14 protein-coding genes are annotated in these 20,416 nt (G+C 49.2%); 4 read left to right on the top strand and 10 right to left on the bottom strand.

What is annotated here, in order from left to right:
• Positions 1–2 precede the first annotated feature (2 nt).
• The 6 genes from AC286M_RS24410 to AC286M_RS24385 all read right to left on the bottom strand — a co-directional run bounded on the left by AC286M_RS24410 (position 3) and on the right by AC286M_RS24385 (position 3,189).
• Positions 3–461, bottom strand: a complete 459-nt coding sequence (locus AC286M_RS24410) for a transposase family protein (protein ID WP_488206871.1) — start codon at positions 459–461, stop codon at positions 3–5.
• 26 nt (positions 462–487) lie between these two features.
• The gene (locus AC286M_RS24405) at positions 488–907 is read right to left on the bottom strand and encodes a hypothetical protein (RefSeq protein ID WP_488206870.1); all 420 of its coding nucleotides are present in this window, start codon (positions 905–907) and stop codon (positions 488–490) included.
• Positions 908–1,006: 99 nt separating this feature from the next.
• Complete coding sequence (locus AC286M_RS24400; RefSeq protein ID WP_488206869.1) at positions 1,007–1,435, bottom strand: type II toxin-antitoxin system VapC family toxin; 429 nt, start codon at positions 1,433–1,435, stop codon at positions 1,007–1,009.
• A complete protein-coding gene (locus AC286M_RS24395; protein WP_488206868.1) occupies positions 1,432–1,662 on the bottom strand; it encodes a hypothetical protein in 231 nt (76 codons plus the stop codon). The genes AC286M_RS24400 and AC286M_RS24395 overlap by 4 nt, the downstream gene beginning before the upstream one ends.
• A 352-nt stretch (positions 1,663–2,014) precedes the next feature.
• The gene (locus AC286M_RS24390; RefSeq protein ID WP_488206867.1) at positions 2,015–2,410 is read right to left on the bottom strand and encodes a hypothetical protein; all 396 of its coding nucleotides are present in this window, start codon (positions 2,408–2,410) and stop codon (positions 2,015–2,017) included.
• 137 nt (positions 2,411–2,547) lie between these two features.
• The gene (locus AC286M_RS24385; RefSeq protein ID WP_488206866.1) at positions 2,548–3,189 is read right to left on the bottom strand and encodes a glutathione S-transferase family protein; all 642 of its coding nucleotides are present in this window, start codon (positions 3,187–3,189) and stop codon (positions 2,548–2,550) included.
• A gap of 564 nt (positions 3,190–3,753) precedes the next feature.
• Between AC286M_RS24385 and AC286M_RS24380 the strand changes: the two genes are divergently transcribed.
• The gene (locus AC286M_RS24380; RefSeq protein WP_488206865.1) at positions 3,754–4,944 is read left to right on the top strand and encodes an ATP-binding protein; all 1,191 of its coding nucleotides are present in this window, start codon (positions 3,754–3,756) and stop codon (positions 4,942–4,944) included.
• 233 nt (positions 4,945–5,177) lie between these two features.
• On the opposite strand, the gene AC286M_RS24375 is transcribed toward AC286M_RS24380, so the two are convergent.
• Both AC286M_RS24375 and AC286M_RS24370 read right to left on the bottom strand, forming a co-directional pair.
• Positions 5,178–5,801, bottom strand: coding sequence for a fasciclin domain-containing protein (locus tag AC286M_RS24375; RefSeq protein WP_488206864.1), 624 nt, complete (start codon positions 5,799–5,801; stop codon positions 5,178–5,180).
• 89 nt (positions 5,802–5,890) lie between these two features.
• Positions 5,891–6,856, bottom strand: a complete 966-nt coding sequence (locus AC286M_RS24370; protein WP_488206863.1) for an aldo/keto reductase — start codon at positions 6,854–6,856, stop codon at positions 5,891–5,893.
• Between the two features lie 217 nt (positions 6,857–7,073).
• Between AC286M_RS24370 and AC286M_RS24365 the strand changes: the two genes are divergently transcribed.
• From AC286M_RS24365 to AC286M_RS24355, 3 genes are all read left to right on the top strand, one after another.
• Entirely contained in the window at positions 7,074–8,840 is a 1,767-nt protein-coding gene (locus AC286M_RS24365) for an adenylate/guanylate cyclase domain-containing protein (RefSeq protein WP_488206862.1), read from the top strand.
• Between the two features lie 430 nt (positions 8,841–9,270).
• Positions 9,271–11,022, top strand: a complete 1,752-nt coding sequence (locus AC286M_RS24360; protein ID WP_488206861.1) for an adenylate/guanylate cyclase domain-containing protein — start codon at positions 9,271–9,273, stop codon at positions 11,020–11,022.
• Positions 11,023–11,552: 530 nt separating this feature from the next.
• Positions 11,553–11,924 carry a hypothetical protein gene (locus tag AC286M_RS24355; RefSeq protein WP_488206860.1) on the top strand — a complete coding sequence of 124 codons (372 nt, stop codon included), beginning with the start codon at positions 11,553–11,555 and terminating at the stop codon, positions 11,922–11,924.
• Between the two features lie 414 nt (positions 11,925–12,338).
• On the opposite strand, the gene AC286M_RS24350 is transcribed toward AC286M_RS24355, so the two are convergent.
• Both AC286M_RS24350 and AC286M_RS24345 read right to left on the bottom strand, forming a co-directional pair.
• Positions 12,339–13,913: an FG-GAP-like repeat-containing protein gene (locus AC286M_RS24350; RefSeq protein ID WP_488206859.1), complete on the bottom strand. Its 1,575-nt coding sequence runs from the start codon at positions 13,911–13,913 to the stop codon at positions 12,339–12,341.
• Positions 13,914–14,196: 283 nt separating this feature from the next.
• Positions 14,197–19,902 carry a hypothetical protein gene (locus tag AC286M_RS24345; RefSeq protein ID WP_488206858.1) on the bottom strand — a complete coding sequence of 1,902 codons (5,706 nt, stop codon included), beginning with the start codon at positions 19,900–19,902 and terminating at the stop codon, positions 14,197–14,199.
• Positions 19,903–20,416: the final 514 nt, after the last annotated feature.

Raw genomic sequence — 20,416 nt, 5'->3', positions numbered from 1 at the left:
CATCAATGCTGACTCGCTTTACGGCTCCCCAGTCTTTTTTTCTCTTGGGTAAACTTATGCTGAAAAATTCCCTGTACTTGGTCCCAACTTAATTCTTCTTCTCGACTCACTTGTTCAATGCTCATGGCGTTTACTCGGTCATAAATCATGGTTTCATAGCGTTGTGTATAACGCCGTTGCCAATCAACACAGTCTAATCGTTCGGTAAAATATCTTTGGCATGCCCGACAGTAAAATTGGCGACGCGGAACCCGCAAGTAAACCGCTTGACCCGAAATGGGTAAATCACGTATCAAAACGGAGCGATTTTGATTGAGTTCATCGCTGCTAGCTTGGCAGTGAGGACACGCGGCAAATTCATTCAAACAACGTAGCTTTAGAAAGGCTTCTCTGCCTTCTTGAACGCAACTCTCTACAGTCAAGTTTGGTAAATTTAAGAGCTTATCTAGGTGGAAGTCCATTGCAGCAACAGTCTACTGGTTGTCGCCTAGTATACGAAATTCACCTTAAACCCGGAAGAACCAATTGATTTAGCGTCATCTAGCCCGTCCTGATAGGCTTCCTCCCATGCAGAGTCAGGAGTTAGATTTGATGCTGCTACCAAACTGAAGTGAATATTATCAAAATCTTTCGTATGCCGGTTCCCTTCCCCAAAGATTTTCTGAATCAATACTTGAGTATCTCGCTGCCACTTCCTAAATTCCGGGGAGAAGCTTACTTTCTTCTTGAGTTCAGGTATGGCTGCAATTTGTTGATGTAACTTTTCAACAGCTTTTTCCTTACTGAGCATAGAATTATTTTTTGTTCTTCTAACGGATGAGATGCTGAAGCCTAACAATTGATTAGATGAAAACAGTCTACCTAAACCCGTTTGGCGGTTTAGGTAGAAATTTGTCAGGTTAAACATCCCAACCGGGGTGATTATGTTGAGACATTTAGTATAACCAGCCTTGAGGTTTGGAAACCAGTGAAAAAGTGCGATCGCAATCTATACCTCTCCATTAACCTAAGCACCATTTTGCTGCCTGACTTGCTGCAACAACTCTTGAATGGATAAAACGGGTATAGGTGAACTCAAAAAACCTTGAGCATCACGGGTCACAATTGCTTCTGATCCTTGGTTGACGGCGCTATAAATTTGAACAGCGTCTTCAAAATCAGCTAAGCCAGAGTTGAAAGCCGATTCTAAAACGACTCGATCAACCGGACAAATCATCATGGCGGTCAATATTTCTGAGACTGCTTGCCGCGCTTGCTCAACACTACGGGTGTGTCTGCGTGAGATATAGAAAATATCCGTTAGCGTTGTTGCTGTAATATAGCCAACAATCTCGCCTACATCAATTGCCTGAAACAGCAGGTCTGCATCCTGAAAAAATGGTTCTCGTTGCAACAAAAAATCTAAAACAATATTGGTATCAACTAAAGCCTTCACTGAAGATACTTCTCCACCCGTCTCTCTTCCAGCATCACTGCCACTTCTTCATCAGTCGGTGCAGGCTGCTCTGTTCTTAACAATCCCCTCATCCGCTGAATTGCATCAGAGCGGTCAGGCTGAGCAACAGTTGTCTCTTGCAAGGATTCAACAATAGCAGAGATCAGTGCGAGGCGATCGCTGGGCGGCAACTTGAAAATTTGTGCTTTTAGTTCTGGTGACAACATAGACTGCTCCCAGATTCAACGGGATTTACTATCTAGTATGAGCGATCCTATCCTGAATGACCAAGCTGATGTTTGTGTTGCGACTTCCAGCCACTTGTTCACTTTCCAGAAGATGCTTGCTGTGACCAATTCTCTTTTGGCAATTTAGGTAGAAATTTGTCAGCCTAAACATACAAATTGGGATGATTAGGTGGAAACGTTCAGCATAACCAGCCTTGAGATTTGGAAATTGTGAAAAAGTGCGATCGCACCTTATCCAATCTTTACTCATTGGTAAAAGAAAGTGCGATCGCACAAATAGAACGGGGATAGGCGTAGTGTGCCTATCCCCACAATATTAAAACCTTATGGATTATCGCGATGGAGGATAGGTTTGTTGAGCCGCTTTCGCGTCTGCATCTTCGTCTAGATTCAAATTATCCTTCATCGTTTCGGTAATCTCATCAAGATTGAGTCGTTCTCGCAACGTTTCGTTGTCTGCATTTTCGCCATTAACCTCACGGTTGCCAGAGACACGGCTTTGCCATTCGCGGCGTTGCTCCATCTTTTCGCTGTACGCCTCTTTGCCCAAGGGATTATCGGACGTGGTATCTGCTGCGCCCAACACCACAATGGATGGAGTAACGGCATGAAACGATGCGGCCAATGAGGCTGGTTGAGTGAAGCTAAACAGCATGGCAACGCCAGCCAGCAACACGAAAAAACGTTTGGCGATCGCTCGTAATGAAAGAAATACTTGATTTGTCATAAAATCCACCGTTCAAATAAATAAATTGAAGTCAGAAATTGTAGGGATACAACTTCAGCAGCATAAACAAATGCCTACGCGCTTACTTCTCTCATAAGACATAAACGGAAGGTATAGACTACATTATGCTGCGATCGCTACGACCGACGTTCCAAAATCTTTCGAATATTAGGAAGAGCGGCTTCAATTGCTTCGGGACTAGCAATCGTTTGCTGCCAACTCTTTCGCTCAGTCAGCCGCTCTGACCAAGCCTTTAAGTTTGGATAATCTTCCAAAGGAAGGGAAGGCACTAATGTTCCAGCCACAACTTCTGCCAATGTAAACTTATCTCCTGCAAAGTACGTCTGTTCATTGAGTAACTCTTCAAAGAAATGCAAGATACTTGTTACTCGTTGTTGGGCCACTTCAAACTTTTGAGGGTCAACTTCTAGGCCGACCAAAGGCCGAGTTAAAGGAATCGTAGCAGGTTGAAGTTCAACAACTGTAATTGTTTCAATCATCCGCACAACAGCGACTGCTTCAGGTTCGCTAGGCATTAATGATGGAGTTGGATACTTTGTCTCTAGATAGTCTAAAATTGCTAGTGACTCAACAACTCGCAATCCGCCATCTACGATTGCAGGAACTCGCTGCAGCGGATTAACTGCTGTGAAATCGTCATGAAACTGATCTCCGTTTAAGTTAACCAAAATTGGCTCAAAGGGAACTTGCTTTTCCAGCAATGTAACCCAAACCCGACGAACATTAACAGAAACCGGATTGTAATAAAATTTCAGCATTAAACCTCCTATTTTTCAATTTAAAAAGATTATTTGATAACTACATTAAATTGATTATGCCTTTCTCAGAAATAACCATAAAAATACTTCTTAAGAATCTCGGACTATCTTAATTGCTTCACATTGGCAGGCAAACTTTAAGTAACAACTTTGCCAAGGAACAAGCGGCATAACGACTGTTTAGAAGAAAACAGTCTACCTCATCAATTAGAGACGAAAAGGAAAGGAAAGGAACCACATACAACCACTACCAGGCCCAGCTTGAACGTGCCAGAATACGGCTCAAACTGATCGAATACGTCTGCGATCGCACTAGCGGCTATACCGCATCTGCATCCATCATCATCAGCGTATCAAGCCCATTAGATTCAGTACGACCAGCGGAGACAGCTCAAGATCCAAAGCATCAGCATTGATCATGATTTCAAGATAAATGCGAATCTTGCTCCTACTCAAACTGTGAGGAATCATTCCAGACCTTCTACCTTTTACTAGATGCGCTTTCCTCTCGCTAGGCAATAATATAAAGCCTGCTTTTAGCAAAAACGGCTTGGCTTTATACCCATGAAAATGAATTTCAGCGCGATTCTGAATCAAAAGCGTGACACGCTGATTGAGCGATGGGTGGAGGCCGTTTTTGACGATCAACAGATTGAAGCGACCGACGAGTTAACCTTTAATGCGGTGCGGGATAGCCTGCCAAAGGTGTTGGATTCTCTGGCTATGATGCTAGCTCCCGATCAGCATGAGACCTTTCAGGCCATTGATGAGGCAAGTTTGGAACATGGGGTGCTGCGGGCCGAGCAGGGGTTCGAGCCAGCCGAAATTGCTCGCGAGTATCGTCTGCTGCGGTCTGTGATTTTCTCAGAACTGGAGGCTGATCTACTACAGGCGTCTGCGGAGGATGTGCTGTGGGCAACTCGGCTAATTGATACGGTAGTTGACGAAGCGATCGCAAATTGTTTCAACAGCTATACCCAAGGCCGCATCGAAGAGTTTGAAAAGCTGAAAGCCCAGTTGCAGCTGACGAATCAGGAACTGACTCGCCTGGTCTGGGCTAGCCACGACAACATGCTGAAGCTGACCCACGAGCTGAAAACGCCGCTGGCCTCGATTATTGGCTATGCCGACTTGTTTCTGCGCCAGCAAGAAATTGACCCGAAAGAGTCTTACACCCATCTAGAAAGCATTGAGCGGGTATTACGCAGTGGACGGCTGCTGCTGCGGCTGATTAACGATACGCTGCAACTCCAGCAGTCTACGGGACAGATCAAGCTAAAGATCGTTTCGATGGCCCCGAACGATCTGATTCAGTCGGTGATTGAAATCGTCGAGCCACTGGCTCGCAATAAAAAATTAGAGCTGAAGGTAAACTGCGATCGCGCTCCCCAGATTGTGCAAACCGACCCGCTGCGCCTACAGCAAATTCTTACCAATCTACTAAGTAACGCCATCCGCTATACCGAAAGTGGCTATGTCACTGTCTCTGTTGAAACCCTTGAGGATCACCGCTGGTCAATTGCCGTCAGCGATAGCGGTATTGGTCTGACTCAGGATGAGCAAAAACAGATTTTTGAACCCTATTTTCGCGTGGGCGACGTTCCGCTGGCCGAAAATGAGCAGGGTACAGGATTAGGACTGGCCGTTGTTTCACAACTGGTGGATTTAATGCAGGGTGAAATTCTGGTGTCCTCCCAATCCGGCCAAGGCTCGACTTTTACAGTAATCTTTCCCATTAAACAAGCAGACCTATAGCCATCAGACTTTATTTCCAATAAAGTCTTTGGGGTTGGAAATTATTTTGTAGCGCGGCTCCGCCGCGCTACAAAATAATTTCCGATAAAGTCTATCGTCATTGGGGTTGAGACTTTTACACAATTGGTTCAAACGATTTAAACGCGTTAGGGGCAAGCCTGTCGGCTCACCCCTACTGTTGTGATATTTGCTGTGATCTTTGCGATAGCTTTGCACAACTGCGTTACCAGAGATTACTGATAGATTTCTTGTACACCCAAGCGGGATGCAAGTGCATTTTGCAGTGTTTCAGGTAGGAGAACCCGATTCACAGCATGAATGACGCCGTTGCTTGCCTGGATATCAGCATTGACAACGCTGGCATTGTTAACAATGACCCGACCATCATCGGTAACGCGAACAGCTAATCCGCCACCAACGGCCTCGACTGGCCCACTGGTGATTTCGCTAGCCGTTACTTCACCGGGAACCACGTGGTAAGTAAGAACCTGCTGGAGCAAGTCTTGATTTTCGGGCTGGAGCAAGTAGTCTAATGCACCATCCGGCAGTTGGCTAAAGGCTTCATCGGTCGGTGCAAAGACAGTGTAAGGTCCTTCACCGGATAGCGTATCCACTAGTCCGGCGGCCTGTGCGGCCTGTACTAGCGTGTTGAATGATTCACTACCAGACGCCACGTCTACGATCGTGTTAGACGCTGTAGTGTCGGACTGATTCATCTCCATCTGCTGCATGGTGCTGGATGAACCAGATGGACTCGTATGATTGTCGGCTAAGGTAGGAGCAGTCATCAGAACACCTGAACCCGCCACACCTGCAATCATCGCTAGCCTTACGGCTGTTTGAGTCAAAAATTTCATACTGAATTGTTGCTTAATCTTCAGTATTAAGATTAGTAAACAAAAAATCAGAAATCCTCTTTCGATCTGACTAGATTTGCGAAATTAGCTTAAGACGCGAACTTCCACATGACTGGATCTTGATCAAGCTGATCCGTCACTAGACGGCTAATCCGATCCATTTCTGCCAAATCTTCATCAGACAGCTTAATATCAGCCGCTTTTGCGTTTTCGGTTGCCTGCTCCGGCTTGCGGGCACCGACAATTGCATTGCTGTTGGGCTGAGCGATTAGCCAAGCTAAAGCCAAACACGTGAGGCTGGTGTCGTACTTTTCGGCGATAGGTCGCAGTTGATCCAAAGCCTGCTGCGCTTTTTGGTAGGTTTCGCCCTGGAAAAGCTTGTTTTTGGAGCGGATATCGTCTTTTTCAAATTTGTGATCGGAGCCAAATTTACCCGTCAGTAGGCCTTGCGCCAGTGATGAGTAGGCAATGATCGAGATGCCGTGATCGATACAGTAGGGCATGGCATCCTGCTCAAACTGTCGCCAGAACAGGGAGTAAGGTGGCTGGATGCTGTCAATTTGGCCGTACTGAGCTGCTTCCGTAATCTGATCGCGCGAGAAGTTGGAAACGCCGATGGCGCGAATTTTGCCGTCGTCTTTCAGCTTATTCAAGGCGCGCATGGTTTCTTCGACAGGCACAACGTCGCTGTTGAATGAGCCAGCGGGCCAGTGGATTTGGTACAGGTCAATATAGTCGGTCTGTAAGCGCTTTAGCGACCCTTCACAGGCTTCAATCACTTGGTCGTATTTGAGATGGTTGGCAAATACTTTGGTGGCGAGAACAACGCGATCGCGAACGTCCGACAGCGCTTTGGCGACCAGTTTTTCAGAATAGCCATCGCCATAGACCTCAGCCGTATCAAAGGTGGTGACACCCGCATCAAACGCGGCCTTCATCGCATCAATCACGGGCTGATCTTCAACCCCTACCCAGCCGGACTTGCCCGCCTGCCAAGTTCCCATAATAATCGGCGAGATTTGGATGTCGGATTGTCCCAGCGATCGCAGTTCCATGTTGGCCCTTCCTTATATCAGCAATAGTTTCTATTGTGCTGAGATTGACTGCGATCGCAACTCTATCGCGGGATAGTCTCCCTTTTCTGTTCATCAATAAATTTTGGGATACATTCCGCGATTTTACGGTTGCTAGTGGGAATTCTGATGTCGCGGGTTCATCTAGACAGTCAGTCCCAATCGGTCAGCATACCCCATCACGCTAGGAGTTAGAGCCATGACGGTAGTTGCCAAGCCGCAGCGGCAGATTTCCATTGGCCTCAAAATTTTTGGTATTGCAACCAGTCTTTTAGGACTGTTGCTGCTGGTGGTTTACGTATCGTCGAATCGGCTGCGGCGAGTCAATGAAGAAATTTCTGGCATGGCTGACTACGTGATTCCGATTACGGATCTGGTAGCAACCATTGACGTACATGCCCTGGAACAAGAACTGCACTTTGAACGAGTCTTGAAACTGTACGAAATTGAACCAGCCGACGGAGCAGCGCTGCGGCACAGACGGCATATTTTCATGGAGCGTCAGCGGTTTGAAGAGCGAGGACAGCTTGTTGATCAGGAATTAGCCAAAGCTGAAGCCTTGATGAAAGATGCGATCGCACATTCCCACCTAGCGACCAATCGGCAAGAATGGCTCAAACTAGAACCTCGAATTGAGCAAATCGAGCAGGAACATCAAGACTTTCACGACCATGCCATTCGACTCCTAAAGCTTTATGACCGCAAACCTGAAAAAGCTCGCGCTTTGATTAGTCAACTGCAAACCGAGGAAGCCGATTTTAACCGCGAAATTGAAGAAATTTTGCTGGAGCTAGAAGCCTTCACCGTTGAAGCGGCCCGTTCCGGCCAGTCTCACCAGCAAATTGTCCAAAACCTCAGCTTGTCCGTCGCCATGATTGCCACTGTGTTTGGCTTGTTCTACGCCTCCGCCGTGACGCTTGGCCTGGTTCGCCCCGTACGGAAGTTAACCCACAGCCTGCAAAACATCCGGGCTGGCGACCTCGATACCGACCTATCCATTTCGACCCGTGATGAAGTTGGCACCCTGGCCCAGTCGTTCAGAGCAATGGTGGCAGAACTGCGGCTGAAGCAGAATCTGCAAGACACCTTTGGCAAATACGTTGACCCCCGCGTCGTCCAGCGCCTTGTCAATCCCAGCGACCTGACAACAGCCCAGGGCGAACGCCAGATCATGACCGTGTTCTTTGCAGACGTAGAAGGATTTGATGCGATCGCAGCTACCCTATCCCCATCCCAACTGGTAGAGCTGACCAACCAGTACCTTACCCTGATGTCCGCGCCGATCTCAGATCATGCCGGCGTCATCGACAAATTCATCGGCACGACGATCATGGGCTTCTGGGGTGCTCCCTTCACCAGCGAAACCGAACATGCGATCGCAGCTTGCAAAACCGCCTTAGCCCAAATCAACAAGCTGCCTGTACTCCGCGAATTTGTCAGCCAATTCTGTCCCGACAGCACCATTCTCAATGCACTCGACCTGCACATCGGCATCACCACAGGTTCCCTCGTCGCCGGCAACATGGGTTCAGACTCCTCCAAGTCCTACACCGTCATGGGCGACACCGTAAACACCGCCTCCCGCCTCAAAGGAGCCAGCAAGCAATACGGCGTCCGTATTCTCATTACCCAAGAAACCCGCAACCAGCTTACAGACGAGTTCATCACCCGCGAACTCGATCGCATCCAAGTCGTCGGCAAACAAGAACCCGTCCAGATTTATGAACTTCTTGGCACCAACGAATCTGTAACCGATCAGCAACGTTCTCTAATTGAAGCATTCCAAAGCGGCCTATCCGCCTACCGCCAGCGAGACTGGGACACCGCCCAACAGCACTTCGAACACTGCCTAACTCTCCAACCCACCGACCAACCCAGCCAAATCTATTTGGAACGACTGTACGTTTTACGCGAGTCCCCACCAGATGAAGATTGGGACGGTGTTTGGCAATTAACCAGCAAGTAGTGTGAGCATGCTTGATGTGAGGATATTGAAAACCCCGTTTGTGGGGGCGCTTGCCCCCACGCCCCCGATGGAGGACGGTTGCGTCCCCTAGACCCCCTCCCAAAAAGCTAACGTGTTGAGTTGCAACAGCACTCTGTTACGTTCAATAGGTTTGGCGTTCCGCCAAACCCCAACAATAACACCGGATCCACCCCAGCAAAGCGAAGCGATTCAACACCACTCACCGATCACCTCGTCCGTGGGGGCCTGGGGCGACGGCACGCACCAGTGGGGGAGTCTGAGGGGGCTAGTCCCCTCAGAAGCAACCTTCCAACTCTAATTAAACAAACTTTCTATTTAACCACACAATCTTTCTTAAACTACAAAATCCCGCATCGGGCGAATAACCATTCGCCCCTACAAGACCAAAACATTCACCCTACAAAAAACCATGACTCACCCCCAACCCCGATTAAAAATCCCCATCGGCCTCAAAATCTTCAGCGTCGCTACCAGCATGCTTGCCCTCCTCCTCAGCGTCGCCTACCTCAACTACAGCCGCATCAAACGCGTCAACGACGAACTAATTGACATCGCCGAATACCTCACAACCCTCACCGAAGCCGTTGCCGCCATCAACATCCACGTCCTCGAACAAGAAATCCACTTCGAACGTGTCCTCCAACAATACGAAATGGACACCCCCAACCCCATCCAGATTCAGCAAGAAATTGACGAATTTGAACAACGAGGACAGCAAGTTGATCAAGATATCGAACATGCGATCGCACTTGCCCAAACCGCTGTCGAGAATGGCCGCACCACCGAAGACGTGATCGAATTTGCCCGCATTCAGCCCCTACTGGAAATCCTCGCAGCCGATCACCAAAAATTTCATGACCACAGCCTGCAAATCGTTGATTTACTCAAATCCGGCAACAAAGCTAACGCCGAGCTGCTAGATGAACGCCTAGAAGAATATGAAGATGACTTCGATCAGCGCGTGCAAAGCATCTTATTTGAACTCGGCGCTTATACCGAAACCTCCGCCAAACGAGCCGAACGCCACGAGCAAGAAGCCGTTCGCGCCAGTTGGGTTTTGGCCGGAGTTGCCACAGGCGTCGGTGCTGTTTTTGCCTCGCTCGTTACCTTTGGCCTGATTCGGCCCATTCGTCGCCTCGTCAAAGGCACTCGCCAAGTCGAACAGGGCGATTTCACCATTCAAGTTCCCGTCGATACCCGCGATGAAATCGCCACCCTCACCCAAGCCTTCAACGCCATGGTGAACGACGTGCGGGAAAAAGAAGCCATCAAAGCTGCCTTTGGTCAGTACGTCGATCCGCGTATCGTTGATACGCTCATGCAGCAATCGGGCGAAAACCCAATCAGCAAGCAAGAAATGACCGTTTTCTTCTCCGACATTGCTGGCTTCAGCGCCATTAGCGAACTGCTGACGCCCGAAGGACTCGTTCGCTTAATCAATCAGTACTTAACCCTCGCTTCAGAACCGATCCAGCAGCATCAGGGTGTAATCGATAAGTTTATTGGCGATGCCGTCACCGCTTTCTGGGGGCCGCCATTTGTAGCTGACACTGACCATGCCAAACTCGCCTGCTACGCCGCCTTAGAACAATCGGCTCAGCTCACTAAGCTCCAGCGACTGATGCCCGACATCATGGGCATTCGCAAAGGCTTACCCGACATCAACATTCGCATTGGTCTTGCAACCGGAGAATTAGTCGTCGGCAACATCGGTTCCGAGCAGTCCAAGTCTTACACCGTTTTGGGTTATCCAGTACAACTGGCCGAACAGTTAGAAAGCAGCAATAAGCACTACGGCACGACAATTCTGATTACTGAAGCAACTAAGCAACAAGCTGGAGACGTCATTGAAACCCGCGAAATAGACTGGATTGCAGCTCCCGAAAAAGGAACACCTATTCGAATTTATGAACTATTAGGCTATGGCGGTACTCTTGATGATGCAACGATGCAGTGGCGAGATACCTTCGAAGCGGCGTTACGAATGTATCGACAACAAGACTGGCAGCAAGCTCAGGAATTATTAGAAATCTGTCTGCGATCGCACCCCATCAATCGGCCAACACAAATCTATTTAGAGCGTATTAATTACTTTCTACAAAGCCCGCCGCCCCCCAACTGGGCCGGATTATGGGATAGCTCTTACATCAGACAAACGTAGTTGCCATCTCTCGCAGGGATGGACTAAACAGCTTCATCAAGTTAGTTTCTGCCTCATTTCTTATATCTAGACCTATCAAGAAATGCGGGCAAACACTAGCTCTAAACTGGCCTGGAAACGACGGTTCCGCCACCACAGGCACACGCTATCAATCATTTTCTACCTCGTAGAAGCTCGCATTAGCGACAACTCTAAAATCAATAAGTCTCAACAATCCTTGTAAATTTCAATGAAGTTTTAAACTGATTCTCAATATATTCACTTATATTTAACATTACCGGGGGAGTTCCTATCCTGTGGTGTGTTCTGCTAAGTGTGTTTTGTCATGCTGTTTATTAGATTGACAAGGTGATTGTCGAGTTATTGATAAAGCGCTCTTGCTATTTGGGATGTCTCCCCATGCAAATTTAGAATTCATCACTTAATCGAATAGTTCGCAGCTAGAAAACTCAGTCGCTCATTTTGTGATCGCTGTTTTTTCTAATTCGTGCAATCCTCTAACACCTTTGAAACTTTGGAGAGTAGAACTTATGACGTTTGCTAATCAGCAAGTCGTTGAGAATACAACGCTTTTAGACACACTTAAAAGCTTTTTGATGTGGGTTCTCATCCTAGAAGTTAGCTTTCTAGTGGTTGGATTTCCGCTGGTGACAATCATCGTAGCGGGAGCAGCATTACTAGCTGTAACGCTTCAGTCCTTCATGGCTAGCGCAGTACTGATTGTTGCCACTGGATTAATTGGCATTAATTTATTAGCCGTATCTATTGCATCAGGGTTACTCGTCAGCCGAGGCGTTTATCCCCATGAAGTAAGCTGGCTCGATTGGTTAAAATCAGATGCTGATCCACTCAATCAGCCTATTTATGCTTCCTGCCCCCTAACCTGCGACATCCAACACTAAATTGTTCTACATTCTCTAAAACAAGAGAGCCTGGTCTGAATCAGACCAGGCTCTCTTGTTAAATTCTGATACGAAGCCTGGTTGAAACCCGATGATTCATTTTTGTGAGCAGCTAGCTAAGCCTGCCGTTCACAAAAAACAAATAGGATTTTTATAGCGCTTCTTGCGCTGATAAAGGGGAGGTTATTTTTTGAAAGCCGCGCTCCGCGCGGCTTTCAAAAAATAACTTTTACCTCAGTAGATCAGGAAAGGCCATATACACAGACTTGATATAAGAATCCTGATCCATCTGTGGCTATTTTGAGTTAATACCAATCAATAAAAATTGCGATCGCAAAACTGCGATCGCAACTCAAAATAGCATGTAGATTTTTACTTCCCTTCTGCAATTACCATTGTTGGCAAAGCCTCTCCTTATCCCAAATTAGAATAAGCTTGGCTGTAATTGACCTCATATCCAACATCATCCAGTATCGCCAGATCTAAGACTGTCGGTAGTTTACGGGTTCCTACAGTTAGAGTTGGATCTAATGCGTTTTCGCCCCAATTACCAAATTTGTATCCATCCCGGATGTGGCTGCGCGTGAAATCCAGTGGAATGGGATTGCCACCATTACGTGCGATCGCATTTGGGCCATAAAAATATTGACTGTTAACATACTGATCAAATGCACGATAGGAAGATGAAACACCTAAAACATGCCCAATTTCATGTACGGCGACAGAAAGAAAATCATTCGCTTGATTGGGTATGTCATAAGCCGTGTTAGGTGTAGAGTCAAAAAACCAGTTTGCATTCCGATCAAAGCTGATATAGCCAGACCAGGGTTCAAACTCGGTTCCTTTCCACCGCGCTTCTAAACTGCTGCCTGTATACCACGTACCAGATGCCCCTGCCATAGCCAGAGAAGCAATATCTTGGGAGCCCACGAAAATCAACAGGTCATCAATGTTCTGAGTAGAGTTGAAGTCTACAGACTGACCCGTTTCAGGATTAGGCATGTGCAGGGCAGTACCAGCCGGAACATCCTCGAACTCATCAAGGATCATGGCTTCCCAGATGTCTACAGCGGCCTCTAGCACTGCACGACGAGCTGGGGTGAACCAACCTTTTGTATCAAAACGGTAGTCAATCTCGATATTAAATTGAGGCTGAGATGTACTTGTACTGGAGGAACTAACCGAATTTGCAATCGGTAAAACCGATGATTGAACCAGCGGTTGCCAGTTTGTATCTTTGACGGTTGGCAATGCACTCCCACTAGCCCGAGCTGTGCCGTTCATAAACCAGAGGGTATTAGCTCCAGTAACATCATTGCGCCAAACGATATCGGTTTGGCCATCAGCGTTAAAGTCGCCTGTTCCTTTGATCTGCCAGTTCACATCACCGACCGTTTGCAGCGGACTACCGCCTGTACGAACCGTGCCGCTCATAAACCAGACGGTGTTGGCTCCGGTTTGATTGTTGCGCCAGAGGATGTCGATTGCACCATCGGCATTAAAATCGCCCGTTCCTCCAATCTGCCAATTGACATCACCAACCAGCGGCAGCGGATTACTGCTAATGCGAACAGTGTCGTTCATGAACCAAACCGTGTTGGCTCCGGTTTGATTGTTGCGCCAGAGAATGTCAGTTTCGCCATCGGCATTAAAATCGCCCGTTCCTGCAATCTGCCAAGCACGACTGCTGACTCCAGCTAGATTGCTGCTGCTGACAAAGGTTTCATCATCCATGAACCAGACGCAATTTTCGCCAGTGGCATAGTTGCGCCAAAGAATATCGGCTTCACCATCACCGTTAAAGTCGTTGATTCCTTCCAGATCCCATCCGGGGAAAGAAGATAAACCCGCGTTACCAACTTTGGTTGCACCATCCATAAACCAGGCTGAGTTCGCGCCTGTTCCAGAGTGATGCCACAGAATATCAATGTTAGGGTCGCTATTTAGATAGGAACCAATTGAACCACTTTGACTTACAGAGCTGTCCATGCCGTGCAAGTCCTCCCAAGCTTTACATGTTTTATGTATCAGGGATAACTGTTAAGTGGGTTTAATCGGTTCGGAGATACTATTGAACTTTTTGATCCCCGTGATCAGGGCTGCCCCGTAATAATATGCAACTTTAGACCTAAGGAATCTGTAAATCTCACATCTTGCACCTTGCCAACTAAAGACCGCGAAGAGGTGATTTTGCCGCCGCGACGCGGCGGCAAAATCACCTCTTCGGGTTTGATGCAAGATATGAGTAAATTAAAACAAAGTTGACAGACTACTAATCCATTAGCAGTTGAGTAATCAGTGGTTCGGTCAGTGCTTGATGCTTTTCCGCTAGGAGTAAGTCCAAATACTGCTGCAAACGCTCTCGCTGAGCGGGATTAGGGATATACTGCTGACCTTTGCCCTTGTGAAATAGAGGCTGCACCAACAGCGCTTTATGCCGAGCCTGAGCCGCAGCGTGCGTCTGCAACGGAGAATGGGCACTCATGGCCGGAACCAGTCCCGGCGGCAAGTGACCTTCCAACAGCGCCATGATGTGGAAATAGCAGGCTTGGGTGTTGATGCCAAAACGCTCAAGCTGCTGCATCATTTGGTGAATAGTTAGCGGCTGCTGCGGGAACGATCGCAAAATTTCCAGCAGCAGGAAGTAATCGTTATATTGCTGACGGGCGATATCCAGCGCTTGGGGATAGTACACCAAGTTGACTAAACCGTAGGCAATCCGGCTGCAACTAGGCGGACGGTTGGCCGCATAGGTGTCTTGAATCACCGTGGCATTGGGCAGTTTTTGCCGTAGCCAACGTGCGATCGCAGGGAAAGATGCCGTGCCGCCCGTGCAAATCGCCTGCCGGATTCCTTCTGTGGCAATGCCGGATTTACTGAACAGCGTATTCAGATGACGGTTGAGCAACTGCACATAGGGCAGCAAAATCTGTCGCTCAAAGTCCTGCCGCTCAATCACCCAGCGAATGTTATTGATGGCAATCGTCATTTGTGCCTGCTGTTGCAGCAAAATCTTCAGGTGCTGAGCAGCCTGTAGCAGGCTTTGCCCCAGCCGCGACGACTGGAGGCGCTGCCGGAGCTGCTCTCGATGCTGCAGATCCGGTTCGCCCTGCCGGGGAAGCGCTAGCTGATCCAGCTCCAGAGCCTGCCAAGCGGAGACGAGGTCGCCATCGTAGGTCAATTGGAAATCCCAATCCGAGGTCATGGTGCTGAGTTCAGCGTTGCCTGAATCCGAGCCCTCCGCATCTGCACTGGAGCTAACCTGTCTGGTAGGTGTCAGAGCTGGCAGCAGCGGCTGATCCGGCTGAATTTGCTGCATGGCTTGCGGATAGAGCAAATAGCAAACGATATCTTGATCTAACGCGTCACCGCCGTAGGCAATGCTGCGCAGATCAAACGCGTCAAAGTTCAGCTCCGACAGGGGATCGGGCAGTTCAACCAGCCCAAACTCAGACGTGAGCGCCCCGGCACTGAGCACCAGTGTATTGCCTGACTGTACGGTTTGCGGATGGGCCTGAATCACGCCCACATCTAGCTGATGAGCCGTGTTGGGGTGAGGCAAAGCCGAGAGCAACGCTGCGATCGCATTATCGACAAAGAAAATCTCAGCGGGATCTTCAACAAGCTGCGCCTCCAGAATGGCCTCACGGATATTGAAACTGTAGGTATCTGGCCAGTTCGTTGGATAGCTCACAATAACGCCGCTCAGCACCCGCAACACCGTATACAGCGTGTGCTGAGACAGATCAACCGCAGAACAGCAGAGCGGTGCTTCCGCCGATTGAACCGTCAGCGTTTCCAGCAGTACCTGTAGCCCCTGTTGCAGGTGAGCCAGCGGCAGCGTTTGCTCCGCCGACCAGCGAACGCTCGGCTCCAGCGTGAGAACGGCTTCTCCCTGCTCCGGCTCAGCCGGACTGAGATAGGGCACACCGTACTTTAGGAACGGCTTGAGTCGATGCAGTTTAACCGCCGATTGCGCAGATGGCGCGGAATCAACAGGCGCGATCGCAGATTGAATAGACGAAGCGGACAGTCCAGCCAGATCAAAACAAAGGCCAACGGGCTGTAAATCCGGATGATTAGCTGCCTGGTGAGACGGAGCCATGTACTGTACGGTATTCGGCAACCGGAAATATCGCTGGGGTCGCTCAGCCAGATGGGTTTCAGTCGTTGTCCAGAATAGGGGATGCTGCGCTTGGGTCTGCCGATTGAGCAACACGGCAGAGATGCCCGTCGCCCCAATATCCAAACCGAGATACCATTCTTGATCCTGGGCCTGTGGGTCAAGCGTCAGCGGCTTGGGTGTCGCGGGTTCTAGCTCTGGCTCATCCAGCGTCATTAGGGCCGTAGCGGCTTCATTGGCTACCGCTTCAGTATGATCAATCGGGGTTACAGGCTTGATGTCAGTTTTGAGTACAGGTGCGATCGCATCTGTACTCAAGTCATTATCCAGCAGACTAGAGTCCAACAGGTCAGATGTGAGGTCGGGAACCACATCGCCCGCCAACTCCTCATCGCTGTTGCTTTGCCAGTCCAGTGGCTCAATCTTACCCAGTGATTCATGCTGATCGAGTTCATCCAGCCGGTGATGCCCAGATTGTTCAGTCCCTAGCCCGTTGAACAAATCGGTCGGATCGTCCTCTGTCGCATCAACAGGTTGATCTGTAGCCCGATCAGCATCGTTAGCCGCATCGTCAGCACGAGTATCTTCTGTCGGATCAGTAGCGGAGTCAGAGGCGTTAGCCTGATTGGTCGGCGTCGATGAGACAGCGGGTGCATCCGGTATTGCAAAGTCCCCAAAGACTCCATCAATCGTCAGCGTTTGGGTATCGGTTTCAGACTTGGGTGAAGCACTGTCTTGAAACAGGCGATCTAAAACCTGATCCGTCAAGGATTCGTTTTCTGCGTCACCCTCATCTGCGTCAATCTTTTCGCTAGCGGTTGCTGACGGAGGAGTTACCGGGCTTACCGCACTATCCGTATCAGCATCATCAGCATCAATCCTTGCGGCATCCGCCGCATCTGCCTTGCTGCCAATGGCTTGACCAAACTCGTCTAGCGTAACGCCGCTATCGGTATCATCGACATTGATATCGACATTGATATTCTCTGATTCCTGCTCCGTCTGATTGAGATTGAAGAACAATCGATCAATGATGACCTCCATTGTTTCCGTCGATTCGGTAGGCTCTGGCTCAGAGGGAGCTGGCCCAGACGGGATGACGTTTGTATCGTCTAAATCTGCCGCAAAGTCCTCCAGACGGGCCGATTCATCCTCAACTGGCATCGGCGTATCAGCATCAGAGGTTGGGAAATCAGCCCAGAACCGATCGAGCGTTACATTGTCCCCCATATCACTTGGCTCACTGACGCGGGCTGCAGGAGTGCTTTCCGCGTCAGTGAAAGGAGAATCATCAAAATCTGCTGTGAACTCGGCCAGTGTATCATCCGCTTCCGCCTCGGCTGAGGACTCAAATACATGAGGCCGAGTGCTGCTATCCCTGGTCTGAGCGGTATCATCGGTTTCCCGCCGACGAGCATCATCTGACACATCAAAATCGGCACTGAAATTGGCCAGCGACGCCGCATCGGGATCGACATCTTCCAGATTTTCAACGCCTTCCAGTTCCGACAAATCGGCACTCAACTGCTGTAGCGTATCGTCATCCAAAATAAAGTCGAGCGGCTGCACCGATGGCTTGGCAACAGGCTCAGCCAACAGGTCTTCGATGTAGCTTGCTGAAGCTGGTGACTGATCTGAAGACGGCTGATTTGGTGTAAAAGATGAGAGTTCGGTATCGGTTGGAATCAGGTCTACCGATTCATCTGCGATCGCACTTATTCCATCACCCTCAGCAACAGGTGCAACCGCAGACTCGTCGCGAACGATTTCTTCAATTGTTTCTTCCGAAATAGGTGCCGTTTCTGCCGTTACACCTGCATCCGCATCATCAGCCCAATCAAAAACAGCATCGCTCTCAGAGGTTTGCTCCGCCACCTGATCGATTTGATTTATCTGATCTACCTGATTTATCTGGTCTATCTGATCGGTTTGGCTCGGCTCGGCCACTGGCTCAACGAGTCCTGGCTCGACGGGTCGAGATTCCGAACTGGGTTGGGCCTGTGCTGAGTCTGCGTTCTCGATAGGTTCAACATGTTCAACTGACGGAGCTGCTGGCTCCTCAGCCGTATTCTGCACAGCGACATCAGCCTGCTGAGCATATTCCAACGCGGATAACTCTGCCTGCTGCAGAGCATCGTCAATCGCCTGCTCCAGATCGGTATCCAAGTCCACCTGATTCAGCAACATTTCCGTCGCTTCATAGTCTGTCGCAGAGACTGCCTCTTCCAGGCTGGGAGCATTATTTTGGCCAAGGAGACTGGCGTAAAATTCGCCCAGCGCTTGCTGAATTTGCGGTGCGGTATCGGTGCCGATAAACGATTCGAGCTGATCGAATGGGTCAGTCGATTCAGTCTCCTCAGCGAAATCAACGGCTTCAGGTGCGATCGCATCGGCTTCACCGATCGCCGCGTCTGCTTCTGCTTCAGATATTGCTTCTATTTCTTCAAATATCGCGTCTGATGGAGCTACCGCAGGCGATGCAGTTAATGATGTATTTGTATCAGTTTCATCAACTTCATTAACTTCTGTATTAACTGGCGATACATCTTCCAACGACGGCAGCTCTAAATCGAGTGAGGCCAAATCTAGACTGGTTGCTTGTGAGGCTTTTCCCGTATCCTCTAAAGCCGCCGATTCAGGCGGTATGGGCATTACCAGTGCCTGATGGGTCAGGGCATCAAACTGTAAATCATTAGATTCTAGAGAATTCAGAAACTCCAGAGCCCGAGCTTGGACAGATTCCGCAATGACGATGTCCTCATCTAGGCTGCTGCTCTGATCGGCAGTGGTACTCGCTGTGGTTTCAAGCGGAACGACCGGGGTATCAGCATCAGCTGCCGCGATCGCACTACCAGACACATTCAAATCAACCCGTGGCTCTGTCCCTAGGAAGTCTCCCGTCGGCTCATCTGAGGTTAATAGCGTTGCGATCGCATCTAAATTCTCAGAATCCGCCAAGTCCGCATCCGTCGGTTGCCAAGGTAGCGCAGACTGCAAATAGGCCGAGGTTTCTCGACCAAGCTGCTGCGCCAGATGACTGACCAGCACATTAATTAACGGTTCACCCGATGCACCCAGGCTTTGCACCGTGTCCAAACCCTCCGCCAGAGAAGTTTGGTAACTCTCCACATTTTGCTGAAGTGAGGCAGAAAGGGTCGTCAGCGTCACATCCAGCTCCTGCATCAACTGGTCAATCCGCTGCTGAAGCTGCTGAAGCTTGGCCAGACGCTGTTCCGGCGCAAGGGCTGCCGTTTCTGGTTCAGAAGCCGACGCTGACGCCGACGCTGACGCCGACAACAAGGGGGTAGCAGCCGACGTGAGCTGGGGCTGAATTTGGCTAACAGCGTGCTGAAGCTGAGCCGACAGCGACTGCTGCATTTCACTAATCAGCGCTTCCAAAAATTCGGCAATCGACTGCTCACTGGCAGAACGAGCAGGCGAAATTGCGCCAGCGCTCGTCTCCGGTACAGCAGACACAATAGACGGTGCAACTTGTTCAATTTCTCCCATCAGCCGCTGTCGCTGTCGCTGAAGATCGTCGATCTGCGATCGCATCGGCTGCATGACGTTGGTGCGTAAATATTCCACTTCTTGCAGCACGGCTTGGAGCACCTGCTGAGCGGTTTCGGCAGGCACCTCCGCCAGTCCAAGTTGGGACGATGAGGCATTGGGCAAGGCAGCACTGGCCCCTTGGGAGCGCTGCAGATCCACCAAATACTGACGGGTGCGCTCCAGAAGCTGACGCTGTTGCGAGGTTTCATGGGATGCCACCCAAGGTAGGCGTGGACTCGCCTGACTCAACAGCGTATCAATTTCTTGAATGATGGCTTGAACTTGATTGTCTTGGGAAGTCACCGTAAAACCCCTGAATGCACTGCGGTCTCCGACTAAATACGCCCTAGCGGATGTGATCCGTTGAAGCGGAATGATATCGAATATTGAGCAAAAGGTATCGTTATCTCAACACAGCGATACGTGATTGGGTAATTAAGAGCATGATTTGTGTTGTGTAGGCGCAGCCCGCGCAACACAAAATTACCGTTTGAACACTACCCGTGATTGGTGATAGCACAAATTAATCAAGATGAATCAACATCTGCTGATTTTTCCTAATTTTCACTGAGAGCTGGACAATCCAACCAACAAGTTTAGTAAACCTGGCAGTTTACTAAACCGCCACGGTTAAAACGGTCAAATTTCCCGATCTGGGTTTTGATGCAAGATGTAAGTGTTTCAAAAAAGTGAGTTATGCTATCCTGTGTCTGCTCTTGAATGTTGTAAGTCTGGCCAAATTTGTAACCTAGATTTAGCTATTCTGATTCGGAGGCAACAGACGAGACAAAAGTGGCAAGATAAAAGTAGATGCTCC

The sequence above is a fragment of the Thainema salinarum CENA647 genome, from assembly GCF_057732415.1.
This window is presented reverse-complemented; position numbering and strand designations above follow the sequence as displayed.